The organism is Gryllotalpicola reticulitermitis, assembly GCF_042651345.1.
In the GTDB taxonomy this organism is placed as follows: Bacteria; Actinomycetota; Actinomycetes; order Actinomycetales; family Microbacteriaceae; genus Gryllotalpicola; species Gryllotalpicola reticulitermitis.
In genome coordinates, this window is the sequence record NZ_JBHSCN010000006.1 from 600819 (window position 1) to 625498 (window position 24680).

The 24680-nt window shown below is 69.1% G+C and carries 20 protein-coding genes; 9 read left to right on the plus strand and 11 right to left on the minus strand.

The features are described from left to right. Positions 1-28 precede the first annotated feature (28 nt). The 4 genes from ACFOYW_RS16165 to ACFOYW_RS16180 all read left to right on the plus strand — a co-directional run bounded on the left by ACFOYW_RS16165 (position 29) and on the right by ACFOYW_RS16180 (position 5124). Positions 29-1021, plus strand: a complete 993-nt coding sequence (locus ACFOYW_RS16165; RefSeq protein WP_390231225.1) for a nitrilase-related carbon-nitrogen hydrolase — start codon at positions 29-31, stop codon at positions 1019-1021. Positions 1022-1026: 5 nt separating this feature from the next. Further along, positions 1027-2064 carry an agmatine deiminase family protein gene (locus ACFOYW_RS16170; protein ID WP_390231430.1) on the plus strand — a complete coding sequence of 346 codons (1038 nt, stop codon included), beginning with the start codon at positions 1027-1029 and terminating at the stop codon, positions 2062-2064. A 160-nt stretch (positions 2065-2224) separates the two neighbouring features. Then, the gene (locus ACFOYW_RS16175) at positions 2225-3760 is read left to right on the plus strand and encodes an APC family permease (protein ID WP_390231228.1); all 1536 of its coding nucleotides are present in this window, start codon (positions 2225-2227) and stop codon (positions 3758-3760) included. Then, complete coding sequence (locus ACFOYW_RS16180; protein WP_390231230.1) at positions 3757-5124, plus strand: NAD-dependent succinate-semialdehyde dehydrogenase; 1368 nt, start codon at positions 3757-3759, stop codon at positions 5122-5124. Before ACFOYW_RS16175 ends, ACFOYW_RS16180 begins: the two co-directional genes overlap by 4 nt. Positions 5125-5133: 9 nt before the next feature. Here ACFOYW_RS16180 and ACFOYW_RS16185 read toward each other — a convergent pair whose 3' ends face one another. From ACFOYW_RS16185 to gabT, 3 genes are read right to left on the minus strand one after another with little or no spacing between them, the layout of a single operon-like run. Next, positions 5134-6492, minus strand: coding sequence for a flavin monoamine oxidase family protein (locus ACFOYW_RS16185; protein WP_390231232.1), 1359 nt, complete (start codon positions 6490-6492; stop codon positions 5134-5136). Between the two features lie 9 nt (positions 6493-6501). Further along, a complete protein-coding gene (locus tag ACFOYW_RS16190) occupies positions 6502-8001 on the minus strand; it encodes an NAD-dependent succinate-semialdehyde dehydrogenase (RefSeq protein WP_390231235.1) in 1500 nt (499 codons plus the stop codon). Continuing rightward, positions 7998-9359: a 4-aminobutyrate--2-oxoglutarate transaminase gene (gabT, locus tag ACFOYW_RS16195; RefSeq protein WP_390231238.1), complete on the minus strand. Its 1362-nt coding sequence runs from the start codon at positions 9357-9359 to the stop codon at positions 7998-8000. The genes ACFOYW_RS16190 and gabT overlap by 4 nt, the downstream gene beginning before the upstream one ends. Before the next feature lie 92 nt (positions 9360-9451). Here gabT and ACFOYW_RS16200 point away from each other — a divergent pair, with 92 nt between their 5' ends. Further along, positions 9452-10987 (plus strand): PucR family transcriptional regulator, encoded by a 1536-nt coding sequence (locus tag ACFOYW_RS16200; protein WP_390231241.1) that lies wholly within the window; start codon positions 9452-9454, stop codon positions 10985-10987. A gap of 9 nt (positions 10988-10996) precedes the next feature. Here ACFOYW_RS16200 and ACFOYW_RS16205 read toward each other — a convergent pair whose 3' ends face one another. Continuing rightward, positions 10997-11938 (minus strand): alpha/beta hydrolase, encoded by a 942-nt coding sequence (locus tag ACFOYW_RS16205; protein WP_390231244.1) that lies wholly within the window; start codon positions 11936-11938, stop codon positions 10997-10999. A gap of 106 nt (positions 11939-12044) precedes the next feature. Between ACFOYW_RS16205 and ACFOYW_RS16210 the strand changes: the two genes are divergently transcribed. Together ACFOYW_RS16210 and ACFOYW_RS16215 are read left to right on the plus strand one after the other, a co-directional pair. Continuing rightward, entirely contained in the window at positions 12045-12923 is an 879-nt protein-coding gene (locus ACFOYW_RS16210; protein ID WP_390231247.1) for a helix-turn-helix domain-containing protein, read from the plus strand. A gap of 81 nt (positions 12924-13004) precedes the next feature. Beyond that, the gene (locus ACFOYW_RS16215) at positions 13005-14543 is read left to right on the plus strand and encodes an SDR family oxidoreductase (protein WP_390231250.1); all 1539 of its coding nucleotides are present in this window, start codon (positions 13005-13007) and stop codon (positions 14541-14543) included. 25 nt (positions 14544-14568) lie between these two features. On the opposite strand, the gene ACFOYW_RS16220 is transcribed toward ACFOYW_RS16215, so the two are convergent. The 3 genes from ACFOYW_RS16220 to ACFOYW_RS16230 all read right to left on the minus strand — a co-directional run bounded on the left by ACFOYW_RS16220 (position 14569) and on the right by ACFOYW_RS16230 (position 17723). Further along, entirely contained in the window at positions 14569-15306 is a 738-nt protein-coding gene (locus tag ACFOYW_RS16220) for an anti-sigma factor (protein WP_390231253.1), read from the minus strand. A 14-nt stretch (positions 15307-15320) separates the two neighbouring features. Beyond that, on the minus strand, positions 15321-15839 hold the full coding sequence (locus ACFOYW_RS16225; protein ID WP_390231256.1) for a sigma-70 family RNA polymerase sigma factor: 519 nt from the start codon (positions 15837-15839) through the stop codon (positions 15321-15323). Positions 15840-16001: 162 nt separating this feature from the next. Beyond that, a complete protein-coding gene (locus ACFOYW_RS16230) occupies positions 16002-17723 on the minus strand; it encodes a cytochrome c biogenesis protein DipZ (RefSeq protein ID WP_390231259.1) in 1722 nt (573 codons plus the stop codon). 217 nt (positions 17724-17940) lie between these two features. Here ACFOYW_RS16230 and ACFOYW_RS16235 point away from each other — a divergent pair, with 217 nt between their 5' ends. Next, the gene (locus ACFOYW_RS16235; RefSeq protein WP_390231263.1) at positions 17941-18630 is read left to right on the plus strand and encodes a fasciclin domain-containing protein; all 690 of its coding nucleotides are present in this window, start codon (positions 17941-17943) and stop codon (positions 18628-18630) included. A 148-nt stretch (positions 18631-18778) separates the two neighbouring features. After that, positions 18779-19240 carry a TspO/MBR family protein gene (locus ACFOYW_RS16240; RefSeq protein ID WP_390231266.1) on the plus strand — a complete coding sequence of 154 codons (462 nt, stop codon included), beginning with the start codon at positions 18779-18781 and terminating at the stop codon, positions 19238-19240. Between the two features lie 46 nt (positions 19241-19286). Here the strand turns inward: ACFOYW_RS16240 and ACFOYW_RS16245 are convergent, their stop codons facing one another. The 4 genes from ACFOYW_RS16245 to ACFOYW_RS16260 are packed head-to-tail and all read right to left on the minus strand — an operon-like array spanning position 19287 to position 24611. Then, a complete protein-coding gene (locus ACFOYW_RS16245; protein ID WP_390231269.1) occupies positions 19287-20999 on the minus strand; it encodes a dipeptide ABC transporter ATP-binding protein in 1713 nt (570 codons plus the stop codon). Next, positions 20999-21928 carry an ABC transporter permease gene (locus ACFOYW_RS16250; RefSeq protein WP_390231272.1) on the minus strand — a complete coding sequence of 310 codons (930 nt, stop codon included), beginning with the start codon at positions 21926-21928 and terminating at the stop codon, positions 20999-21001. The genes ACFOYW_RS16245 and ACFOYW_RS16250 overlap by 1 nt, the downstream gene beginning before the upstream one ends. Beyond that, the gene (locus ACFOYW_RS16255) at positions 21925-22950 is read right to left on the minus strand and encodes an ABC transporter permease (RefSeq protein WP_390231275.1); all 1026 of its coding nucleotides are present in this window, start codon (positions 22948-22950) and stop codon (positions 21925-21927) included. The genes ACFOYW_RS16250 and ACFOYW_RS16255 overlap by 4 nt, the downstream gene beginning before the upstream one ends. Then, positions 22947-24611, minus strand: a complete 1665-nt coding sequence (locus ACFOYW_RS16260) for an ABC transporter substrate-binding protein (RefSeq protein ID WP_390231278.1) — start codon at positions 24609-24611, stop codon at positions 22947-22949. Before ACFOYW_RS16260 ends, ACFOYW_RS16255 begins: the two co-directional genes overlap by 4 nt. Between the last annotated feature and the right edge of the window lie 69 nt (positions 24612-24680).

A 24680-nucleotide genomic window follows, 5' to 3' on the forward strand; every position in this document is an offset into this window, starting at 1 on the left:
GGCGCCGAGCGCCGGGCGGAGGCCAGCAATGAATGACATCGAAGTGATCCGCGCTGAGGCAGTGCTGCCCTCGCTCGCGCGGGTCGACGCGCCGACCTCGAAGCCGATCAGGGTGGCGCTCGTGCAGCACGAGTGGACCGCTGACGGCGGCGCGCTCGAGGCGTGGCTCGACGCCGCGCTCGGCCGCGCGGCCGCGGAGGGCGCGCGGGCGGTGTTCCTCCCTGAGCTCACGCTGTCGCGCTACCCGGCCGATCGCCTGCCGGATCACGCCCCTGCCGTCGACGCCGAGCCCGACGACGGTCGCTCGTATCGATTCGCCGCCGCCGCCGCCGAGCGCTACGGGGTCTACGTGCACATCTCGTTCTTCCGCACCGCATCCGAGGCGGCCCCGCGGGGCCTGAACACGTCGATCGTCGTCGCACCGGACGGCCAGGTCGTCGGCATGACCAACAAGCTGCACATTCCGGTGACCGCGGGCTACTTCGAAGACCACTACTTCCAGCCGGGACCGGCCGACGGGGTGCGCGGCGGGGGTCCCTACCCCGTGTATGACCTCGACGGCATCGACGGCGCGCACCTCGGGCTGCCGACCTGCTGGGACGAGTGGTTCCCCGAGGTCGCCCGCGCCTATGGGCTGAACGGCGCGAACATCGTGGTCTACCCGACCGCCATCGGCTCCGAGCCCGATCACCCGGACTTCGACACCGAGCCGCTGTGGCGCCAGGTGATCGTCGGCCACGGCATCACCAACGGTCTCTTCATGATCGTCCCGAACCGCACGGGAAGCGAGCAGCGGCCCGACGGCACTCCTGGCAACACCTTCTACGGCTCGTCGTTCATCTCCGACCCCTACGGGCGCATCGTCGTGCGTGCGCCGCGGGACCGCCCCGCCGTGCTCGTCGCCGACCTCGACCTCGCGCAGTCGAAGGACTGGATCGAGCTGTTCCCGTTCTTCGCGACACGGCGCCCCGACACGTACGCGCGGCTCGTCGAGCCCGTCGCCTCGAGCGCCGACAGGTGAGCGAGATCGACTGGCGGATGCCGGCGGAGACCGACCCGCACGACCGCACCTGGCTCGCCTGGCCGAGCAGCGGCTACACGCTGGGCGACACCCCCGCGGCCGCCGAGGAGGCCCGCCGGGTCTGGGGCTCCGTCGCGAACGCCGTCGCCGAGTTCGAGCCGGTCACCGTCGTCGCCGATCCCGACCACGCCGCCGTTGCGGCCCGGTATCTGAGCGGCGACGTCGAGATCAGGACGGCGCCGCTCGACGACGCCTGGGTGCGCGACACCGGCCCGAGCTTCGTGATCGGCACGGAGCCGGAAGGCGGCCAGAGGCTCGGCGCAGTCACCTGGACCTTCAACGGGTGGGGTGCGCAGGACTGGGCGAGCTGGGACAACGATCGTCTGCTCGGCGCGACGATCGCCGAGTGGGCCGGAGCCGAGCGGGTGGACTCGCAGCTCGTGAACGAAGGCGGCGCGATCCACGTCGACGGCGAGGGAACCGTGCTGCTCACTGAGACGGTGCAGCTCGACCCACACCGGAATCCAGGCATCCGTCATGACGACGTCGAAGCCGAACTGGCCCGCACGATCGGCGCGGCGACGGCCATCTGGCTGCCGCGCGGCCTCACCCGCGACAGCGAGCGGTTCGGTACGCGGGGCCACGTCGACCTGCTCGCGACCTTTCCAACGCCCGGCGCCGTGCTGCTGCACCAGCAGAACGACGACGCCCACCCCGACAGCGCGATCTCGGCGCAGCTCGCCGAACGCCTCACCGGCGCCGCCGACGCGTCGGGCCGCGCGCTCGAGATCATCGAGCTGCCCGCCCCGCAGCGCCTGCGGGACGCCGAGGGATTCGTCGACTACAGCTATGTCAACCACCTCGTCGTGAACGGCGGCGTCATCGCCTGCGGCTTCGACGACCCGAACGACGAGGCTGCCGCACACATCCTCGCGGAGGCGTACCCGGGGCGGACCGTGCGCACGATCGACGCCAGGGCGCTGTTCGCGCGCGGCGGCGGCATCCACTGCATCACGCAGCAGCAGCCCGCCCTTCCGCACTGAAACACCGCCGAAACACCCATAGTCCTCGCAGTACATGCGAGGGGGTCAGAATCGCCAGCGCGTACATAACGCGGCGGCTGAGGCCTTTCTAGAGTCGGAAGCCACGCACGGGCGGCGCCCCACGCCCCCTTTGCCCGCGTGACGAAGAGAGAGGACGCGCGTGTCCGAGACCCTTGCGCTTGACCCCGTCGGAGCAGCCGGCGAGGCCCCGCATCGCCATGAACTGCGCGGCAACGGCATCAGCGGTGCCGGCGCCATCGTGATGGCCGTCGCCGGCAGCGCGCCGGCGTACTCGATCGCCGCGACCACCCCGCTGCTGATCGGCACCGCCGGCCTGGCATCCGTCGCCTCGCTGCTGTGGTGCGGCATTCCGATGCTCGGCATCGCGTTCGCCTTCGCCTACCTCGGCCGTTCCGATGTGAACGCCGGCGCCGCCTACTCGTGGGTGGGGCGCGCACTGCACCCGTCGCTCGGCTTCCTGTCGGGCTGGTCGCTCGTCGTCTCCGCCACGATCTTCATGGTCTCGGGTGCGCTTCCCGCCGGGCAGTTCACCCTGCAGCTGATCAACCCGGCCCTCACGTCCAACACGTGGCTGGTGACCGGCGTCGGCGCCGTGTGGTTCCTTGTGATGCTCGCGCTCGTGGTGTTCGGAGTGACGGTCACGGCGCTCGCGCAGTGGATCATGTCGAGCATCGAGGTCGGCATCCTCGTCATCGTCGCCGTGGCCGCGCTGATCAAGGGCTTCTCGGGCTCGGGCGTGCACACCGCGTTCTCGTGGAGCTGGTTCGGCTTCGCGCACTTCGGCTCTGCGGGCACCTTCGCGACCGCGGCCCTGATCGCGGCGTTCTACTTCTGGGGCTGGGACGTCTCGGCGAACCTCAACGAGGAGACGAGCAACGGCCACAAGGCATCCGGTCGCGGAGGCATCGTCGGCGTCTTCATCGTGTTCGCGCTGTTCCTCGTCTTCACGACCGCGACCCAGGTGCTGCTGCCGAATCACCAGGCGACCGGCACGAACGCGATCATCGACCTCGGCCATGCGATCTTCCCCGGCTGGGGCGGCACGGCACTGATCATCGCGGCGATGCTGTCGACGATCGCCACGCTCGAGACGACCCTGATCCAGGCTTCCCGCACCCTGTTCGCCATGGGCCGCGACAACACGATCCCCCGCGTGTTCGGCACGACGGCGCGGCGCTGGAAGACGCCGGCGTTCGCGACGCTGATCGTGGGCGTCGTCGCCGTGGGCCTGTTCATCGGGTCGAACAGCCTCGGCAGCGTGTCGACGATCATGACGGATGCCGTCGACTCGATCGGCTTCCAGATCACCTTCTACTATTCGCTGGCCGCTGCGGCCGTCGTCGTCACGTACCGCCGGCAGCTGTTCCGGTCGGTGAAGACGTTCCTGCTCGTCGGCCTGTGGCCCGCGATCGGCGCGCTCTTCATGGCGTGGGCGTTCGTGCAGAGCCTGATCAGCGACTGGGGTGACTGGGTCGTCATCGGAATCGGCATCGGGTCGATCGTCGTGGGCCTGTTTCTCGTGTGGGGCTTCTGGGGCCGCGCACGCAGCTACTACACGAAGCGGCCGCTCGAGCCGGAGAATGAGATCGTGCCGGCGACGAACCCCATCGATCTGTCGATGCGGGCCGAACTGGTCGATGCCGACCACCCCGAGGAAGAGGAATTGCACGCATGACGAGCTACGCGGTCACCGACCCCAGCACCGGCCAGACGATCGCGAGCTTCCCGACGATCACCGACGACGAACTGGGTGAGGCCATCGCCTCGGCGAGTGCTGCCCACAGCGGCTGGTCGAAGTCGAGCACCGTCGCAGAGCGCGCGGCGCTGCTGCACCGGGTCGCGGAACTGCATCGCTCGCGGGTGCAGGAGCTCGGCGCCATCATCGTGCGCGAGATGGGCAAGCCGATCGACCAGGCGGTGAGCGAGATCGAGTTCAGCGCCGATATCTACGACTTCTATGCGCAGAACGGCGAGGAACTGCTGCGGGACGAGCCGATCGCGCTGCTCGGCGGCGAGGGCTCGGCGCTCGTGCGGAAGACCTCGCTCGGCGTGCTGCTCGGCATCATGCCGTGGAACTTCCCCTATTACCAGGTGGCGCGATTCGCCGGCCCGAACCTGCTGATCGGCAACACCATCCTGCTGAAGCACGCGCCGCAGTGCCCCGAATCGGCTGCGGCGATAGAGCAGATCTTCCGCGATGCGGGCTTCCCCGACGGCGCATACGTGAACATCTACGCGACGAACGAGCAGATCGAGACGGTGATCGCCGACCCGCGCGTGCACGGCGTGTCGCTCACGGGCTCCGAGCGCGCGGGCACGGCCGTCGCGCGACTCGCGGGCCAGCACCTCAAGAAGGTCGTGCTCGAGCTCGGCGGAAGCGACCCGTTCATCGTCCTGTCCACCGATGATCTCGACGCCACCGTCGACGCGGCCGTCGCGGCGCGCCTCGACAACACGGGTCAGTCGTGCAACGCAGCCAAGCGCTTCATCGTCGACGCGGCGCTGTACGAGCCGTTCCTCGCGAAGTTCACCGCCGCGCTCGAGGCCGTTCGACCCGGCGACCCGACGGTCGAGGGGACCGTGATCGGCCCGCTGTCGTCGGCCGCTGCCGCCGACCGTCTCGCGGACCAGGTCACGCGCGCGGTTGCGCAGGGCGCCACCGTCGTCACCGGCGGCACCCGCAGCGGCAACGCCTACTCCCCCACCGTCCTCACCGGCGTGACGAGTGAGAACGACGCCTATCGCGAGGAGTTCTTCGGGCCCGTCGCCGTGGTCTACAGCGTCGACGGCGAGGACGCGGCCGTCACGCTCGCGAACGACACGCCGTTCGGCCTGGGGTCCTACGTGTTCACGACCGATGCCGAGCAGGCGCTGCGCGTCGCCGACAGGATCGATGCCGGCATGGTCTACGTCAACATCGTCGGTGCCGACAGCGCCGAGCTGCCGTTCGGCGGCGTGAAGCGCTCGGGCACCGGCCGCGAGCTCGGCCGTCTCGGCGCCGACGAGTTCGTCAACAAGAAGCTCATCCGCATCGGCTGAGCGCTTCGCTCAGCCGAGCAGGCCGCCGATGATCTCGGCCGCGCGGCGACCCATGCGCACCGCGCCGTCGACGTGCTGGTAGCCGAGCCCGGCGAGGTCACTCGACGCGAAGTGCACGGGCCCGACCGGCGAGCGCAGGTCATCGCCGAACCGCGCGAGGCCGCCCAGATCGAAGCTCGTCGCGTAAGCGCCGCGCGTCCACTCCTCGCTCGCCCAGTCGCTCTCGTAGTAGACGACGGGGTTCGCGGCCGCGGGGCCGTAATACTGCACCAGGGATTCGAGAATCCGCTGCCTGCGCTCCGTCGCCGTGAGGCGGAACATCTCGTCTGCGCGCTCATCCGAGACGAACGCGACCAGGGTGCCGCGACTGTCGCCCTCGATCGTGTTGTCGTATGCCTCGTGCGCGACGAGGTACGGGCTGAACGCCGTGCCCGAGAGGCCGGCCTCGCGCCAGAACGGCGTCTCGTAGACCGCGTGCACCTTGATCACGAGGCCCATCGACAGGTGCTGGTGCAGTTGCTGCTGACGACGCGGCAGCGGCGGCGCGAACGAGATGCGCGACACGAGCGTGGGCGGCACAGCGAGCAGCGCGATGCGAGCGGATGCCTCGAGCCCGCCGTCCGCGGTGACGACGACGCCGTCCTCGTCCCACCGGAGCGTGCGCACGGGCGCGTTCAGGTGGACCCGGTCGCCGAGCTGCTCGGCGAGGGTCAGCGACACCTTCTGCATTCCGCCGACCACGCGCTTGTCAAGGATGAAGTCAGCGTCGACGAGGTGCTCGAAGCTGCCCGCCGATGCGGCCATCAGCAGCGCCTGCAGGGCCGAGAAGGCGTGCGCGGGCTTCGTGAGCATCGCGCCCGCGATGAACAGTGCGACGTTCGCGACGGCCACCGGGTCGTCCGACAGGCTCTCGAGCCACGCGCGGAAGGAGATCTCGTCGAGAGCCTTCGCGTTCGGAGCCTCCCACGGCTTGTCGGCGTCGACCGTCGCGACGACGGTGTCGATGTGCGCGATCAGTCGCTCGATCTCGGCCGCGGTGGCGGCGCCGACGGGGAAGATGTCACCGGTGTACTCGGTGCGGAGGCCGTCGGCGTCGACGTAGACGCTCTTCCCCTCGCGATAGCGGTAGTAGATCGTGAGGCCGAGCTCGTCGACGGTCTCGAGCAGCGCGGTCTGGTCGGGCGAGATCCACTGGCCGCCGATCTCGAGGGTCACGCCGTCGATCTCGTCGGTCCAGGTGCGGCCGCCGACGCGGTCTCGCGCCTCGAGCACCGTGACGCTGTAGCCGGCCGCCGTGAGACGGCTGGCCGCGGTCAGGCCGGTGACGCCGGCGCCGACGATGACGACGTCGGACTGGATTGAGGGCATCGGGTCTCCTTAGCTCTGGAACGGATCGGGGGTGAGCACGTACTTCGTCTCGAGGTATTCGTGAATGCCTTCAGCGCCGCCCTCACGGCCGATGCCCGAGTGCTTCACGCCGCCGAACGGCGCGGCGGCGTTGGAGACCACACCGACGTTGAGCCCCATCATGCCGGTGTCGAGCGACTCGATCAGGCGCTGCCCGCGGCGGAGGTCCTGGGTGTAGGCGTAGCTCACCAGGCCGTACTGGGTCGAGTTGGCTTTCGTCACCGCATCCGCCTCATCGCTGAACGGCACGATCGTCACGACCGGTCCGAAGATCTCGTCGCGGAAGATCGCGGAATCGACGCTCACCCCGGTGAGCACGGTCGGCTCGAAGAAGGTTCCGGGCCGGTCGATGACGTGACCTCCGGTGAGCAGCTCAGCGCCGCCCGCGACCGCGTCGTCAACGAGGGCGCCGACCTTCGCGACCGCCCTCCCGTCGATGAGCGGCCCGATCGTCACACCGGACTCGGTGCCGCGGCCGACTCGGAGCGCCGTGACGCGGGCGGTGAGGCGCTGCGCGAACTCGTCGGCGACGGATTCGTGCACGAGGAAGCGATTCGCGGCCGTGCACGCCTGCCCGATGTTGCGGAACTTCGCGGCGATCGCACCGTCGACGGCCGCATCGAGGTCGGCGTCCTCGAAGACGAGGAAGGGGGCGTTGCCGCCGAGCTCCATCGACGTGCGAAGCACGTTGTCCGCCGCGCTCTTCAGCAGCTTCACGCCGACCGGCGTCGAACCCGTGAACGACAGCTTCCTGAGGCGCGGGTCGGCGAGGATCGCGTCGGAGACGGGCCCTGCCTGCGTCGTCGTGACGACGTTGAGGACGCCGTCGGGCAGGCCGGCCTCGCGCAGCAGCCCGGCGAGGAACAGGGTCGTGAGCGGGGTCAGTTCGGCGGGCTTGATCACCGCGGTGCACCCGGCGGCGAGCGCGGGGGCGATCTTGCGCGTCGCCATCGCGAGGGGGAAGTTCCACGGCGTGATGAAGTAGCACGGGCCGACGGGTCGCTGGGCGACCAGCATCCGTCCCGTCCCCTCGGGGTTGGTGCCGAAGCGACCGGTGATGCGCACCGCCTCCTCGGCGAACCAGCGCAGGAACTCGCCACCGTAGGCGACCTCGCCGCGTGCCTCGGCGAGCGGCTTGCCCATCTCGAGCGTCATGAGCAGGGCCGCCTCCTCCGTGCGCTCCTGCAGCAGCTCCCACGTGCGGCGCAGGATTTCACCGCGCGTGCGCGGGGCCGTCGCGGCCCACGCATGCTGCGCGGCGACGGCCGCGTCGAGGGCGTGAACACCGTCGGCCGGGGATGCGTCGGCGATGGTCGCGATCACGGCTCCGGTCGCCGGGTCGCGAACGTCGAAGGCCGCCTGCCCATCGGCGTCGGTCCAGCGGCCGCCGATGAGGAGCTGGTGCGGAATAGAGGCCAGGAGCTCGGCCTCGCGGGCGGCGAGCTGCGGGCTCGTGAGTTCAGTGGTCACGCGCCGGCCAGCGCTTCCGCGACGACGTCGAGCCCCTCGCTGAGCAGCGCGTCGCTGATCGTGAGCGGCGGGAGGAAGCGGATGACGTTGCCGTCGGTTCCCGCCGTGAGCAGGATCACGCCGTGCTCATACGCGTAGCGGGCGATGCGCCCGGTGAGCCGCGCGTCGGGTGCGCCCGTGGCGGGGTCGATGAGCTCCATGGCGACCATGGCGCCGCGACCGCGCACGTCGCCGAGGCGCGGGTCACGCGCCTGGATTCCGCGCAGCCGTCCGAGCAAGGTGTCGCCGATGCGCTGCGCGCGCTCGACGAGGCCGTCGGACTCGTACGCCTCGATCGTCGCGAGCGCCGCGACGCAGGCGAGCGGGTTGCCGCCGTACGTACCGCCGATGCCGCCGACCTGCGGGGCATCCATGATCTCGGCGCGACCCGTCACCGCCGACAACGGCAGGCCGCCCGCGATTCCCTTCGCGGTCACGACCAGGTCGGGAACGATTCCCTCGTGCTCACTCGCGAACATGCGACCGGTGCGGCCGAATCCGGTCTGCACCTCGTCGGCGATGAACACGACGTCGTGGTTGCGGGCCCAGTCGACGAGGCCGGGCAGGAAGCCCTCGGCCGGGACCACGAAGCCGCCCTCGCCCTGAATGGGTTCAATCAGGATCGCCGCGAGATTCTCGGCACCGATCTGCTTCTCGATGACTGTGATGGCCCGCGCGGCGGCCTGCGCTCCCGTCAGACCGTCGCGATAGGGGTACGACAGCGGCACGCGGTAGATCTCAGGTGCGAAGGGGCCGAAACCGCTCTTGTACGGCTGGTTCTTCGCGGTGAGAGCCAGGGTGAGGTTCGTGCGCCCGTGGTAGGCGTGCTCGAACGTGACGATCGCCTGCCTCCCCGTGTAGTGCCGCGCGATCTTGACGGCGTTCTCGACGGCCTCCGCACCCGAGTTGAACAGCGCACTGCGCTTCTCGTGGTCGCCTGGGGTAAGCCGGTTGAGCGCCTCGGCGACGGCGATGTACGACTCGTAGGGGGCGATCGTGAAGCAGGTGTGCGTGAACGCGGCGACCTGGTTCTGCACCGCCTCGACCACACGCGGGTTCGCGTTCCCGACGCCGGTGACCGCGATACCTGACCCGAGGTCGATGAGCGAGTTGTCGTCGGCGTCGACGACGACTCCTCCCCCGGCGGCGACGACCGCGATCGGCACCGCGACGCCGACGCCGCCCGCGACGGCGGCGGACTTGCGCGCCATCAGCTCCTGCGAGCGCGGGCCGGGAATGGAGGTGCGGAGCCGCCGCTCCTGCGGAAGCCCGGGGCCGCCGGGCAGCGTGGCGCTCGCCGAGTCGAGAACGATGGTCATGCCTTCGATGCTAGAAAGCCCCTCGCCGCACCGATCCCACCACCGTGTATGTTTTCTCTCATCACTTCGCCGGTATGTACAGGGAAGGCTGGATGGCCGCGAATCTGCGCACTCTGCTCGGCCGCCCCGAACTCGAGCTCAGCCTGATCAGCGAGCCGTCTGCGCTTCCGGCGGGGTGGGACGAGCATCCGATCGCCTGGGTGCACAGCTCCGACCTCGCCGACCCGACCCTGTTCCTCGCCGACGGCCACGTGCTGCTGACGACCGGCGGCCAATTCGGCGACGGGCGCCCCACCCGTGCGTTCGCGCGCGACTACGTCGAGCGGCTCATCGCGCGAGGCATCATCGGCGTCGGATTCGGAACCGAGGTGCTGCGCGACGGCGCGCCGGAGACCTTCGTCGACGCGTGTGCGCGGGCCGGCCTGCCGCTGTTCATCGTTCCGTACCGAATCCCGTTCATCGCCGTGGCGCAGGCCAACGCGAACGAGCTCATGGTCGAGGCGACCGCGCGGGCGAACTGGGCGCTCGTCGCCCAGCGGGCCATCGCGCGTGCCGCCCTGCGCCCCGACGGGCTGAGCGCGACCCTCGCCGAGCTCTCGCATCGCCTCGGCGGCTGGGTGGCTCTCTTCGACGGTGCCGGCGGACTGCAGCGCGAGTTCCCGGCCGGCTCGCTCACCGAGGGCGGTGACCTGGACGAGGTGCGGGCGGTCGCGGCACGGATGCTTCGCCGAGGGCAGCGAGCGAGTGCGACGGCCCTCGAGGGCGATCACGCGGTCGCCCTGCAGACCCTCGGGTCGGGCGGACAGCTGCGCGGCGTGCTCGCCCTGGGGCCTTCGGAACACCTCGACCAGAGCGGCCAGGAGGTCGTGACCGCCGTCATCGCGCTCGCGAGCCTGGCCCTCGAGCAGAATCACGAGCTCGACAAGGCGCGGTCGATGCTGCGCTCGGGGCTACTGCAGCTGCTGCAGAGCGGCGAGCACGCCCTCGTCGAACGGATCTGGGGCGAGCTGTGGGGCCCGCTTCCGTCCGAGCCGTTCCGCGCAGCGGCGGTGTCGGTCACGCCCGACGATCTCGAGCAGGTCGCCGAGTTCCTCAACCTCTGGGCGGGCGAGCAGCAGGACGGCCTGTTCTTCGCCCAGCGCGGCGGCATGCTCGTGGCCTTCGTTCCCGCCGACGGGGCGAGCCCGCTCCCCCAGCTCGTCGCTCAGTTCGGCGCGCGGGCCGGGGTCTCGGATCCCATCGGCTACGCCGATCTCCCGCTCGCGCTCGACCAGGCCACGCAGGCCCTCAGGCGCAGCGAGGAAGGCACGGGCGGCATCATCGAGTTCGAAGAGGTCGCCCGCAGCGGCGTGCTCGCCTACCTCACGCGATCGGACACCCGTGCCGTCGCGCGCTCCGTGCTCGCACCGCTCGTCGAGCACGATCGCGACTACGGCACCGATCTCATGGGCTCGGTGCGCGCGTGGCTCGAGAACAGCTGCGAGCTGGACGCGACCGCGCGCGTGCTCGGCATCCACCGGCACACCGCGCGGGCGCGGATCGCGCAGGTCGGCGCGACCCTCGGCCGCGACCTCTCGAGCTTCCCCGCCCGAGCCGAGCTGTGGGCCGCGTTCGTCGCCTTCGAGTGACGGCACAGGCTATGCGACGGCCGGCGTGGAGGAGGGGGCAAGCTCGCGGGTGAAGAACGCGGTGAGCCTCTCCACCGCCAGGCCGACGTACTCGGGCTTGTCGTAGAGGTCGACGTGGCTCGCGCCGTCGATCCACATGAGCTCCTTGGGCTCCGCGGCATTCGCGAACGCCTCGGCTCCCATGTGCTTCGTGACGGCATCCGTGCCGATGATCATCAGCAGCGGTCGCGGCGCGATGAGCTCGACGAAGCGGAACGGATCGAACGTCGCGATGCGGTCGATGCTCGACCAGGTGAACTCCTTCGCCGACCGGGGGTGCTGGGCCCGATCGGTGCAGTAGTACTCGAAGCCCTCGAACCCGTGCTGGCCACCCAGAACCCGCGCTTCTTCAGCGGTATCCGGGAAGATGCGGAAGGTGCCGACGCCCTCGCCGCGGGCTTCGGCCGTGCGGGCGGCAGCTGCGGCGTCGAGCATCGCCTGGATCACGACGGGGTCCTGCGCGCCGTCTGCACCGTCGCGGAACTGACGGCCGATGTCGGCGGGGCTCACCGCCGCGACCGCGCGCACTCGATGGTCGCCGGCGACCGCCGGAATCACGTAGCCGCCCGAGGCGCAGATGCCGAGCATGCCGATGCGGTCGGCGTCGATCTCTGCTCGCGTGGCGAGGAACGAGACTGCAGCCTTGAGGTCCTCGACGCGATGCGCCGGGTCCTCGAGGCCGCGCGGGGTGCCGCCGCTCTCGCCCTGGAAGGCGGCATCGATGGCGAGGGCCGCGAAACCGCGCTCGGTGAGCCTCGTCGCGTACAGGCCGGCCGCCTGCTCCTTCACACCGCTGGCGGGGTGGCCGACAACAATTGCCGGAAGCCGTCCGGCGCCGGTCCCGTCCGGCAAGTAGAGGTGGCCGGCGATCGGAATGCCGGCACTGTCGAATGTCACATGTGTTCTGCTCATGACGTCAACGCTCGGCGGTTGCACGCGTTCGCAACAGTGGCGGTTTCGTGCCTGGGCAGAAAGCTGCCCTCCCACCGATGCCCCCGTCGCATCGAGAATTACTGGCATGCCACCGACCACGGACCCGGGCGAGCTCGGCGCGTTCCTGCGAGCCCGTCGCGACGAGCTCGATCCCGAGAAGTTCGGCTTCGCCCGCTCGGGGTCCCGACGCCGGGTGAGGGGGCTGCGGCGCGAAGAGGTGGCGCAGCTCGCGGCGATCAGCGTCGACTACTACGTACGCCTCGAGCAGGGCCGAGTACAGGCATCCGCCACGGTGCTCGCGACCCTCGCCCGCGCCCTGCGGCTCGACGACGACCAGCAGGCCTATCTGTACACGATCGCCGGGAAGACGGATGCGCGGCCGCGACGGCGCCGCGCGCGACAGCAACCGCGGGCCGCCCTGCGGCGCCTGCTTGCTCAGCTCACGAGCACTCCCGCGATCGTGCTCGGCGCGCGGATGGACGTGCTGGCGTGGAATCCGGCGGCCGCCGCGCTCTACCTCGACTTCGGCGAGGTCCCCGTGGCCCAGCGCAACTACCTGCGCCTCGTCTTCACCCACCCCGCACTGCGCGCCCTGCATCAGGAATGGGAGCACGACGCTCGCGACGCCGTCGCCGCGTTGCGCATGGAGGCCGCAGACACCCCCGACGACCCCGAGCTCGCTCGGCTCGTCGGCGAGCTCTCCGTGCAGGACGAAGACTTCCGCGCCTGGTGGGCAGAGCGCCGGGTCAACAGTGCGAGCTACGGCACCAAGCACTACCGCCACGCACTCGTCGGCGAGCTCACGCTCGACTGCGACACCTGGACGGCACCCGACGGCTCGGGCCAGCGACTGATGGTGCTGACGGCCGCGCCGGGCAGCCCCTCCGATGAGCGCCTGCGCATCCTGTCGTCGTGGGGCGCGCACGAACCTCGTGCAGCGCGGCAGTCGGAGGGCAGGGGCTGACACCGGCCCTCAGCTGAGCCGTTCATCGCAACGCCTGTCAAGGGGAGATCTCGCCACCCGACTGCCTTCTATCGTGGGCGGATGACTGAACTCTCCGGCCCCACCGGCGAGGAGCCCGCTCTTCACGCGGTACCCCGGGCAGACGGTACCCCTCCCCGCGCTGTCGTGATCGGCGCGACGGGGTACCTCGGGGGCCGGCTCACGCCCCGCCTGCTCGCCGCGGGCTATCGGGTGAGGGTTCTCGCGCGCAGCGCGGAGCGCGTGCACGCCTTCCCCTGGGGTGCGCAGTGCGAGATCGTGGAGGGCTCAGCCGATGACGGCGCCGCGCTCGCACGCGCGTGCCTCGACGCGGACGTCGTCTACTACCTCGTTCATTCGATGAGCGGCGGGAAGGACTTCGAGGCGGTCGACGCGCGGGCCGCGCGGACGGTGGCGAGTGCTGCGACGCGCTCGCATGTGCGCCGGATCGTGTATCTGGGCGCGCTCCATCCTGCGCACGTCGACCTCTCGCCGCACTTGCGCTCTCGGGTCGAGGTCGGTCAGATCTTCCTCGCCTCTCCCGTTCCGGCACTCGTGCTTCAAGCCGGCGTGGTGATCGGCTCGGGTTCCGCGTCGTTCGAGATGATCCGTCACCTCACCGAAGTGCTGCCCTATATGCCGGCCCCGCGATGGGTGCGCAACCGGATCCAGCCGATCGCCGTGCGTGACGTGCTCTACTACCTGCTCGCTGGCGCCCGCGTTCCCGCCGACCTCAACATCGCCGTCGACATCGGCGGACCGGACGTGCTGCGATACGGCCAGATGATGAACGGGTACGCGGTCGAAGCCGGGCTCCCGCAGCGGCCGATCGCGCCGCTGCCGGTGCTCACGCCGAACCTGGCCTCGCTCTGGGTGAACCTCGTGACGCCAGTGCCGCGTGCCATCGCCCGGCCGCTCATCGCGTCGCTGCAAAACGAATGCGTCGTCAAGGATCACACGATCGACGAGATCATCCCGCCGCCAGGCAATGGCGTCACCCCCTACCGCCGGGCCGTCCGCCTCGCCCTGGGCCGCATCGACGCCGATTCGGTGGAGACCAGTTGGGTCGATGCCGAGCTCGGCACTTCCCCGAGCGACCCGCTGCCCAGCGACCCCGATTGGGCCGGTCGGGCCGTCTTCACCGATCGTCGCTCACAACGCACCACAGCGTCGGCGGAGCGGCTGTGGTCGGTCATCATCGGCATCGGCGGCCGCAACGGCTGGTACTCGTCCCCGCTCCTCTGGGCGATACGCGGCTGGTTCGATCGCCTGTCGGGTGGCGTCGGGCTGCAGCGGGGCCGGCGCAGCGTCAGCTCCGCGCGCGTGGGCGACGCCATCGACTTCTGGCGCGTCGAGGCGATCGAAGAAGGACACCTGCTACGCCTCAGGGCGGAGATGAAGGTCCCCGGGGACGCGTGGCTCGAGCTCAGCAGCTCCCCCGCTGGGGAAGGCGCCTGCTACCAGCAGCGCGCGATCTTCTTTCCCCGTGGCCTCAGGGGGAGGCTCTATTGGATCACGGTGCTTCCGTTCCATGGCCTGATTTTCAGCGGCATGGCAACCCGCATCACTACCACCGCGGAAGCCGAGGCTCAGCAGCGCTAGAGCGCGGGCCGCACTCGGGAGCGACTCACGGCGCCGCCGACGTCGGGATCACAACGATCGGCGTCGTCGTGGGCTGCGAAACGCCGGCACTCGGCTCGAGTGTCATCGCGACCTGATCATCGTGCTCGATCGCTCCGCGGAGTTCCCCCGTGCTGAGCGCGGCGGCGGACGCGTTCAGCGTTCCCGCCGCGACCGGAGTGCCGGCTCGGATGAACCACAGTTCATAGGTCTTGCCCGACGGGACCGGTCGGGCATTGTTCAGGATGATCGCGGCGCGTCCCTGTTTCGCAGACCACACCAGGGTGGCTGTGCCCCCAGTGCTGATCGGCTGGCTCGCTCGCTGTGCGTCGGGTTGCGCCAGGATCTTCGCGATCGAATCGCCGCCCGCTGCGTCTTCCGAGTGTCCTCCGCCCACAAGAGTGCGGCTGGCGAAGCCGCCGAAGAACAGCACCAGGGCGGCAGCCACCGCGGCAAGCACGAGGCCGGCTCTGCCGAGCCGTCGCCGTGACCTGCGGTGCGTCTCGAGGTTCGCAACGGGCGCGCCGCCCACCGGCTCCTGCGCTGCACGCGCACCGATCTGTGCGAGCAGGGCCGCCCTGGTCTTCGCTTCTGGCGCCACCGGGGGCAGCTGCATGGCCAGTTCCGCGGCCGCGTCGGTGAACGCGAGCGCCTCGTCGTCGTCGAGCGCACCGAGAGCGTCGGCAAGCTCGTCGCGTGCCGCGTCGTCGCGACGGTGACGGTCGTCGGCCTCGTGAGGAGTCATGTGCTCGTTCATCATCACACTCCGAGCTCGACGCGTAATCGGATCATGGCATCGCGCACCCGGGTCTTGACCGTCCCGAGAGGCAGTCCTAGCCGAGTCGCGATCTCGGAGTGGCTGAGCCCGCTGTAGTACGCAAGTGAGATCGCCTGCCGCTGCAGCGGGCTGAGACGGTCGAGCGCGCTAGCCACCCGATCCCCCTCCAGCCTCAACTCCACGGCCTCCTCCGGACCGGGCTCGGGCGCCGCGAGATCGCGGATGCCGATCCTCAGATCCCGCTCGCGCGCCGCCTGCGACGAGCGCACTCTATCGACCGCCCGGCGGTGGCCCAGCGTCATCACGAACGCCACGGCCGTTCCCCGAGCCGCGTCGAAGCGTGCGGCCGTCTGCCACAGCTCGAGAAACACGTCTTGCAGGACCTCTTCCGACTGGGACGGGTCGATGACAACGCGCCTGATCAGCGCGAGCACGTGCGGCGCGAGCTCGTCGAAGAGCTGCGCGAAGGCGAGTTGGTCGGAGGCCGCGATCCTGCTCATGAGGGATGCGAAACGCGCATCCCGATCACGATGTTCGTGCACACAGCCCTTTCGGACAGGGGCAGCCGTGGTGCGCACCCGGTCTGAGCCCCACCTTATTCGCGGGCCGCGCGCATCGATCAGGGCTTGCGCTGCCGCCGCCAATGCCACGTCGATCATCGATCATCCGAAGGTGAACGAGTAGGCGTCGACTCCAGGCCCCACGGCGACGCTGAGGGTTCGCGGGTCGGTTGTCGCGGAGGTGGTGAGCAGGTAAGCCCGGGGCGTGCCGCTCACGGTGATCGACTTCTTGTGGCCGGACTGTGGATCGACATAGTCGACGGTCCCCGACCCGCCGAGCACCATCTCGACCCGCGTCGCGTGGTATTTCAGCCTCACCATGGCGCCCGGGGCGGTCGGGCGTGCGTCCTGCGCCTCCAGCGCCCACTTCCCGTCGAGGGCGAAGGTGTTCTCCGCCTGATCGGCTGGAAGCGAGAAGCTGCTGGTGAGGGGCGAGTATTTCTGAGGGCCGCCGTAGTCGACGACCTTGCTCGTGCCGAAGAACGTCTCCTGCGTGGTCGAGCCGGATTTCGGAGTGGTGTCCCGAAGATCAGATGGCGCTGGCAGCTTGACGCCAGGATTCGCCTGGGTGAGGAGTTGCCGGATCATGGACTCGGTCTGCGAGTAGTCCCCCTCCCCGAACTGAACGTGCCGGACCGTGCCCGACGCATCGATCAGATACTCGGCGGGCCAGTACTGATTGCGATAGTTCGTCCAGGTCGCGAGGTCGTTGTCGATCGCCACGGGATACGTGATCCCGAGAGACTTCGCACCGGCCTCGACGTTTCCGGGCACTTTCTCGAACGAGTACTCGGGCGAGTGGACGCCGATGATCTCGAGGCCGTCCTTTGCGTAGAGTCGGTTCCACGCGACCACGTGAGGTATCGCGCGCTGGCAGTTGATGCACGAGTACGCCCAGAAGTCGACCAGCACGACCTTGCCCTTTTCCTGAGTCAGCGCGATCGGCTCGTTGCCTGGCGTGTTGAGCCATTGCTGAATCCCGACGATCTGCGGTGCGGTGCCGCAGCTCTCGAGCTTCGTCGCATCGTTCGTGCACTTCGACAGGTCCTTGTTCTGCGCGTTCACGAGGCCGCCGAGGTCGAGAGCATGCGTCACCTGGGCGGAGGAGGAGAAGCGGCTCTGCAGGGCGTTGGTGTAGTCGGGTACGAGTCGCTGCAGGTAGGCGGGGAGGCCGAACGCGATGCCGATGGCGAGCGCGACCATCACGACTCCCCCGGTGAGACGGATGCCGCGCTGATGTTTCCGGAAGGCACGAATCCTTTCGGCCACGCCACGGCCCGCCAAGGCGAACACCAGCAGCGGAATCCCCGCGCCGACGGCGAACGATGCCGTGAGCACCACGGTCTGAATGCCGATGCGTCCCGTGGACCCCGCGACTGTGATGGCGGCGAGCACAGGACCCGCGCACGGCACGTAGACCGCACCGAGTGCGATGCCGAGGACGAAGCCGCCATGGTCGGTTCCGACACTGCGCTGCGGGATCTTCGAGAACGGCTTCTCCAGGATCGCCTCGAAGCGCGGAACGATGAGCCCGACGCCGATGAGCATGAGAACCGCGATCCCGGCGTACTCCAAGACGTCTTGCGGCAGATGAAGGAGAGAGAGCACGAATGAGCCGGCGAGGGTGAACGCACTGAAGCTGATCACGATGCCGGCGATCACAAGGTAGGGACGCGAGCGGGAAGTGGGCCGACCGAGCTCGTCGCCTCGGGCGCTCTGCGCGCCACCCGACAGGAAGACGACCGGCAGCACAGGGAGGATGCAGGGTGAGATGCCTGTGATGAGGCCTCCGAGGAATCCGATGATCACGAGCGTCAGGTACATCGCGGGCCTTTCGAGGGGCTGATCGTTCTCGGACTCGTCGCAGCGACATCCGTGCTGCTCGAGCTGTTCGTAAGGGGGTTCGGGACGAGCCGCGATCCGGATTGGTCGGGCACGTTCCGACGTCCTGTCCGAAAACGGACCAATCCGTCGGCGGCGGGGTTCCGAAGGCTTTCGTGACGGCCGCATTCGGCCGGAACCTTCACGAAGGAGAAAGTTCATGCGAACCACCAAGCGTCAGCTGCTGAGCACCATCGGCGTCGCCGTCCTCGTCACAGCCGGGGTCGCGGGCTGCACCGCCCACGGAAGCGACAGCTCCTCTGGCACATCGAAGTCCTCCTCGAGCAGCACGGCGATGAGCACGCCGATGAGCACGCCAAGCAACTCCAGCGCGATGAGTTCCGCCAGTGCCGACCTGGTCGGCAGCGGATGCGCCGCCTACGCGAAGTCGGAGCCGAGCGGTCCCGGGTCGATCGTGGGCATGTCCACGGATCCTGTCGCAGTCGCCGCGTCCAACAACCCGATGCTCACTAGTCTCGTGAGCGCGGTCTCGGGCAAGCTCAACTCGCAGGTAAATCTCGTCAGCACCCTCGACGGCGGCCAATTCACTGTCTTCGCCCCAGTGGACTCGGCGTTCGCCAAGCTGCCGGCCTCGACCATGGCGATGCTGAAGACGCCGGCCGGCGCCGCCACCCTCAAGAAGACCCTCACCTATCACGTCGTGTCCGGTCAGCTGACGCCTGACCAGATCGATGGAACCCACACCACCGTCGAAGGGGCACCGGTCACGGTGACCGGGTCCGGCGACTCGATCAAGGTCGACGGGGCGAACGTGATCTGCGGCGGGGTCCACACCGCCAACGCAACCGTGTACCTCATCGACGGCGTGCTGACTCCTCCGGCCAGTTGACCGCAGACCGCAGCAGGATCGGGCCGGAGCATCATGCTCCGGCCCACCCGCAGTCCTGATTCGCGGGGATCGCTCGGCAGTGTCGAGCTCCGATGCCGTTCGGCAACCCCCTTACGGACCTTCATCACTGCCAGCCACCATGGTGGGCATGGCGCGATGGGGTGTGGTTGCGGCAACGGCAACGACCGCGGCGGCTGTTGCAGGCGCAGTGGGAACCAGGCCCACCAGCGCCTGGTACCGGGCGCTCGCTAAACCTGCGTGGCAGCCGCCGCCGCAGGCGTTCCCCATCGTGTGGACCCCGCTCTATGCGTCGATCGCCTGGGCGGCGGCTCGTGCCCTGAAGGCGGAGTCCCGTGGCGGACGGCCCGGTGCTTACGCCTCCATCCTCGGCGCCGATCTCGCTCTGAATGCCGGCTGGTGTTGGGCGTTCTTCGCCGCGCGCTCCCCCTCCACCGCGCTCGCGGCCATCGTCGCCCTCGATGCCGTCAACGTCGCGCTGATCGTACGGACCAATCGCCGCGACCGGCCGGCGGCGGCACTGCTGCTCCCCTACCTCGCCTGGACAGGCTTCGCCACCGCGCTCAATCTGGCCATCTGGCGCCGCAACTGAGCCGCTCCTCCTTCCGGCGCGATTTCCGCGGCCGCAGGTGACTCCCTTACCGTGCCCGCTCGAGCGACGGAATGGCGCTGAGGAGCTGCTTGGTGTAGTCCTGCTGCGGGTTGCCGAACACCTCGTCCGCGTCGCCCTGCTCGACGACGCGCCCGCCGTGCATGACGAGGATGCGGTCGCTGACATGGTGGATCACGCCAAGGTCGTGCGAGATGAAGAGGTAGCTGAGGCCCAGGTCGGCCTGCAGGTCCGCGAGCAGGTCGAGCACCTGCGCCTGAATCGACACGTCGAGTGCCGAGACGGACTCGTCGCACACGATCACATCCGGCTCGGGTGCCAGCGCACGGGCGATGGCGACGCGCTGACGCTGCCCGCCGGAAAGGAGCAGCGGTCGGCGGTCGAGGTGTTCCGCGCCCAGGTCGACGAGCTGGAGCAGTTCCAGAGCACGCGCCGCGCGCGCGGAGCGACCGCGGTAGGCGCCGTCGGCCGGAATGGCGTCGTGCAGGATCTTCTCGACGGTCCAGCGCGGATCGAAGGAGCTGAGCGGGTCCTGGTAGACCGTCGTGATGAGGCGGCGGCGTGGACGACGCGTCCGTTCCGGGACGTCCGACCACGGTTCGCCGTCGATCAGCACGCGGCCGCCATCGGCGCCCGTGATCGCGAGAGCGAGGCGGGCGACCGTCGTCTTGCCTGAACCGGACTCCCCCACCACGCCGAGCGTCTCACCGCGCCGCAGCTCGAACGAGACGTCGTCGACTACCGTGCGCGTTACGCCGTCGGGGCCGCGATAGCGCTTCGTGAGATGCTCTGCGGCGATGATCGGCGGGCGCACGCCATTGGTCTGGGACGGCGTCGGACGAGTGCGGACCGTCGCCGGCGCCGCCACGCGGCGCGGTCTCTTCGACAGGCGCGTGCCGCGGGAATGAGCTGAGGGCACCGCGTCGAGGAGCGACTGGGTATAGGGGTCCTTCGGGTTCGACAGCACTTCCGCGGTCGGCCCCTGTTCGACGATGACCCCCTGGTTCATCACCGCGATGCGATCGGCCAGACGGCTGACGACCGCGAGGTCGTGGCTGATGACAAGCAGCGCGCCATCCTTCCGCTTCATCTCGTCGAGCAATGCGATGATCTGCGACTGGACGGTCACATCGAGTGCCGTCGTGGGCTCGTCGGCGATGACGACGGAGGGGTTGAGCGCGATGGCTGAGGCGATGAGCGCACGCTGTCGCAGACCACCGGACAACTGGCCGGGCAGCTGACGGGCGCGCAGTTCCGGCTCAGGAACGCCGACCTGCGCCAGCACCTCGAGCACGCGCGCACGCCGTTGCCGGGCGTCACCGAAACGGTGCAGCTTGAGAGTCTCCTCGATCTCGCGACCGACGGGGCGCAGGGCGTCAAGCGAGACCAGCGCATCCTGGAGGATGAACCCGACGTCACGACCGCGGATCGCGCCCCACTGCCGGTCGCTGAGACGACGCGTGTCGGCGCCGTTGAGTTCCAGACGTGACGCGCTCACCTCGGCGACGGCCCCGGTGAGTCCGATCAGCGTGCGCGCCGTCACGCTCTTGCCTGAGCCCGACTCGCCGACGATGGCGAACGACTCGCCGCGCCGGACGGAGAAGGAGACACCCTTCACGACCTCGCGGCGGTCGGCGCCGTGACCGAAGGCCACCGTCAGGTTCTCGACCTGGAACGCGTACTCGGCGCGAGCCGGCGCGTTGGCCTGCGTCGCGGAGTCGGACGACAGCTCAGTGCTCATCAGTTGGTCCTGCCTTCGAATCGACGCTGAATGAGGCGCCCCAGCGTTGTCGTCGCGAGAGTGATGCCGACGATGATCGCGCCGGGGAACAGCTCGGTCCACCACGCGGTCCCGATGAAGTCGCGACCCGCGGCGAGCATGGCGCCCCACTCGGGCGCGGGCGGTGCGGCGCCGAGCCCGAGAAAACTGAGCGAGGATGCCCACACGATCGACTGGCCGACGCCGAGCGTGCCGAGCACGATCAGCGGCCGCATTGCATTGGGCAGGATGGTTCGCCACAGCACGCGGATGCGGGAATGCCCCAGCACGTAGGACGCCTCGACATACGCCGCGTTCTTGATGGCGATGACCTGGCCGCGAATCATCCGCGCATAACCCGGCGCGGAGCCGAGGCCGACCGCGATGACCAGCGTTGTCACATTCGCGCCGAACATCGTGACGAACAGCAGCGCGAGCAGCAGGGACGGGAACGCGAAGAGGATCTCCAGGAACCGCCCGATGGCGCCGTCAGCCAGGCGGCCGCCGAGGCCGGCCGCGACGCCGAGCGCCGTCGCGATCACCAGTCCGAGAGCGGTCGCGATGATTCCGATCGAGAGCGACGCGCTGGTGCCGTACACGACGCGGGTGAAGACGTCGCGCCCCGACTGATCGGTACCGAACAGGTGCTGGAACGACGGGGGCAGCAGCGCTTGCGTCGGATCGATCTCGAGCGGTTTGTAGTGAGTCAGTGCCTCGGGGAAGAACGCCGCGACGACGAGGAAGAGGAGGAACAGGATCGAGATGATCGCCCCGATCCCGGGTACCCGCACGCGTCTTCCGCTGCGCGCCGCGGAGGGACGCGCGCCGCTCCCGGCATCCGTCGACACCCGGCTCTCGACCGCTCCCGCATTCCCGACGGACGCCTCTCGCGTGCCTACTGTCTCGGTCATGACGTCCTCAATCGCGGGTCGGCGACGACGTAAAGCGCGTCGACGACAATGTTTGCCACCACGTAGACGAGAGCCACGATCAAGGTGATTCCGACGGTGAGCGGCATGTCCTGCTGGGTCACGGCCTGAAGCAGCATGTTGCCGAGGCCCTGCCGAGAGAAGAGCGTCTCGACGATCACCGCACCGCTGATGAGAGAGCCGAGCGCCCAGCCGGAGAGCGTGAGCCCTGGTAGCGCGGCGTGGCGAAGCCCGTGCTTGATGCGCACACCCCAGTCGCTCATGCCCCGAGATCGCGCGGAGGTGACGAAGGGCTGCTCGAGGGTCGACTCGAACTCCTCGCGGGTCACCTGCGACATGAATCCAGCGAGCGGTATGCCGAGCGTGAGGCCCGGCAGGATCAGCCCGATGAATCCCGTCCCGCCGGTCGCGGGAATCCAGCCCAACCGGAACGCGAACACCTCGAGGAGGAGGATGCCGAGCCAGTACTGCGGCAGCGCGGCGGCCAGGACCTCAATGGCCGATCCGACCGCCGAGCCGATTCGCCCGCGCTTCACCGTGACGAGCGACGAGGCGATCGCGAGGAGCCACGCGAGCACCAGCGCAGACACGGTCAGAAGCAGCGTCGCGCCGAGATTCTGACCGATGACGGTCACCACCTGCTGCTTCTGCGTCGACGAGTACCCGAGCTGCCCTTGGACGAGACGCCCGAGATAGAGCAGGTACTGGACGAAGATGGGCTTGTTGAAGCCGTACTGGGCGTCGATGGCGGCGACCACGGCGTGGCTCGGGTGACTCTGCACTCCGCCCGCCATCGCGACAGCGGGATCGCCCGGCATGACATTGATCGCGATGAACGTGACGGTCGCCGCGCCCCAGAGCACGAAGACGCTGCTGCCGATTGCGCCGATCAGCCGCCGCACCGCGCCACGGCGGCGCAGGCGCTCGTCCGGCGCGGTCTCCAGCGGCGATGGGCTCTCCCCGAGGACGGGTCCCTCCCCGACAAGCGGTTCGACGGTCGTCATTGCTTCGAGATCCAGGCGTCGTGGAAGTCGGGCAGGCCCACGGCGTAGTCAGCCGTGATTCCGTGGACGTCCGAGGCGTAGGCGAGCCGTTCCTCGGCCGGATACAGATTGAGTTGCAGCGCCGCCTTGGACACGAGCTGCTGGGCTTGCGTGTACAGCTGGTTCCGAGAAGTGGCGTCCTGATCGCTCAACCCCTTGGCCAGCAGCGAGTCCAGCGTCGGGTTGGAATAGTTGGTGCCGTTCGTGCCGTAGTACTTGAGCGCCTGCGTCGAGAACAGGGTGCGAAGCACGTCCGGGGTATTGGTGATCCAGTAGTTGCCGGCGAGCGTCTGATAATCGTGCGTCTCGTAGAGGTTGTCCAGCGCAGTGGTGCTCACGGGTTGCAGGACGACGTCGATGCCCGCCTTCTTCTCGGACGCCTGAATGTCCTGGTACAGGGTGAGGTCCTCGGTCGGCGTCTGCCCCGCGTCGGAGTCATACGGGATCGCGACCTTGAGGACCTGACCGTTCTTCGTGCGGTACCCGTCCGAGTTGCGCGAGGTCCAGCCCGCGGCGTCGAGCAGCTTGCCCGCCTTGGAAACGCTGTACGGGTACGCGTTCTGCAACGCCGCGTCGTAGTCCGGCGTGCCTTCGACAAGCGGGCTGCCCACGAAGGGGTAGGTGTCGAGGTATGCGCTCTTCAGGTCGGCGGCCTCGTCGGACGCGTAGATCAGGGCCTGACGAACCCGCACGTCGTCGAGCGGCGCCTTGTCGACGTTGAAGGTGATTCCGGTCGGGCTGCCCGGGCGTTCGTGCGTGAAGATCTTCTCGTTGCCGCTGGCCTGGATCGCCTTCCACTCCTGGGCCGGCGGGTCATAGATCACATCGGCCTGGTTCTTGGCGAGCGCCTCGTAGCGCACGGTGTCGTCGGGCACGATCTTCCAGATGATCTTGCTGAGGTAGGCCGGTCCCTGGTGCGCCGACCCGGGAGGGGCGGAGTTGTAGTTCGGGTTGCGGACCAGCACGACTTGCTGATTCGGCGTGTAGCTCTTGACCTCGAACGGTCCCGTTCCGATCGGGTCGTTGCAGTTGGCCTCTTGCCCGCGCGCGAGCCCCTTCGGGGATTCGATTCCGATGTAGCCCTGCGCCAGCACGTCGAGCAGCGACGTGTCCGCCTGCTTGAGGTTCACCTGGAGCACATACGGGCTGACGACGACCGAGTTCTTATAGAACGGCGCGATGTAGCCGCCGTCCGTCGACGATCCGGTCTTGGGGTTCACCACGCGGTCGAGATTCGCCTTGACGGCAGCGGCGTTCAGCGGCGTGCCGTCGGTGAACTTCACGTCGTCGCGCAGGGTGAAGGTGTACTGGAGCCCGCTCGGCGAGACCGTCCAGGACTTGGCCAGCCAGGGCTCGATCTTCCCGCCGGGGCCCTCGTAGACGAGGTCGTCGGTGATCTGCTGACCGATCATCGCCTGCGGGATGTCGCCCCCGATCTCCGGGTCGAGGCAGGCCTCCTCCTCGTTCTCGAGATAGGTGAGGGTTCCACCGGCAACCGGCTTGCCTGCGGAGGCTGTCGTCGAGGCCGATGAGTTCGTCGAGCACGCGGCCAGCGTCGATGCGAGCGCGAGGACGAGGGCTATCGCCGAGATACGGCGCTTACCGAAGCGATGGGAGGACACGTGGCTCCTTGCGGGTGAGGATCTTGGCGGCGGCGCTCTGCGCCTGCGGGGCCGGCCCGCGAGAAAGTG

Bases quoted from the DNA above. Each gene is read 5' to 3' on its own strand.
- ACFOYW_RS16205 (WP_390231244.1), bottom strand. From the start codon at position 11,938: ATGAGCAGAACACATGTGACATTCGACAGTGCCGGCATTCCGATCGCC.
- ACFOYW_RS16200 (WP_390231241.1), top strand. From the start codon at position 9,452: ATGGCCGCGAATCTGCGCACTCTGCTCGGCCGCCCCGAACTCGAGCTC.
- ACFOYW_RS16245 (WP_390231269.1), bottom strand. From the start codon at position 20,999: ATGAGCACTGAGCTGTCGTCCGACTCCGCGACGCAGGCCAACGCGCCG.
- ACFOYW_RS16180 (WP_390231230.1), top strand. From the start codon at position 3,757: ATGACGAGCTACGCGGTCACCGACCCCAGCACCGGCCAGACGATCGCG.
- ACFOYW_RS16230 (WP_390231259.1), bottom strand. From the start codon at position 17,723: ATGTACCTGACGCTCGTGATCATCGGATTCCTCGGAGGCCTCATCACA.
- ACFOYW_RS16210 (WP_390231247.1), top strand. From the start codon at position 12,045: ATGCCACCGACCACGGACCCGGGCGAGCTCGGCGCGTTCCTGCGAGCC.
- ACFOYW_RS16220 (WP_390231253.1), bottom strand. From the start codon at position 15,306: ATGACTCCTCACGAGGCCGACGACCGTCACCGTCGCGACGACGCGGCA.
- ACFOYW_RS16235 (WP_390231263.1), top strand. From the start codon at position 17,941: ATGCGAACCACCAAGCGTCAGCTGCTGAGCACCATCGGCGTCGCCGTC.
- ACFOYW_RS16225 (WP_390231256.1), bottom strand. From the start codon at position 15,839: ATGAGCAGGATCGCGGCCTCCGACCAACTCGCCTTCGCGCAGCTCTTC.
- gabT (WP_390231238.1), bottom strand. From the start codon at position 9,359: ATGACCATCGTTCTCGACTCGGCGAGCGCCACGCTGCCCGGCGGCCCC.
- ACFOYW_RS16255 (WP_390231275.1), bottom strand. From the start codon at position 22,950: ATGACGACCGTCGAACCGCTTGTCGGGGAGGGACCCGTCCTCGGGGAG.
- ACFOYW_RS16240 (WP_390231266.1), top strand. From the start codon at position 18,779: ATGGCGCGATGGGGTGTGGTTGCGGCAACGGCAACGACCGCGGCGGCT.
- ACFOYW_RS16215 (WP_390231250.1), top strand. From the start codon at position 13,005: ATGACTGAACTCTCCGGCCCCACCGGCGAGGAGCCCGCTCTTCACGCG.
- ACFOYW_RS16250 (WP_390231272.1), bottom strand. From the start codon at position 21,928: ATGACCGAGACAGTAGGCACGCGAGAGGCGTCCGTCGGGAATGCGGGA.
- ACFOYW_RS16185 (WP_390231232.1), bottom strand. From the start codon at position 6,492: ATGCCCTCAATCCAGTCCGACGTCGTCATCGTCGGCGCCGGCGTCACC.
- ACFOYW_RS16165 (WP_390231225.1), top strand. From the start codon at position 29: ATGAATGACATCGAAGTGATCCGCGCTGAGGCAGTGCTGCCCTCGCTC.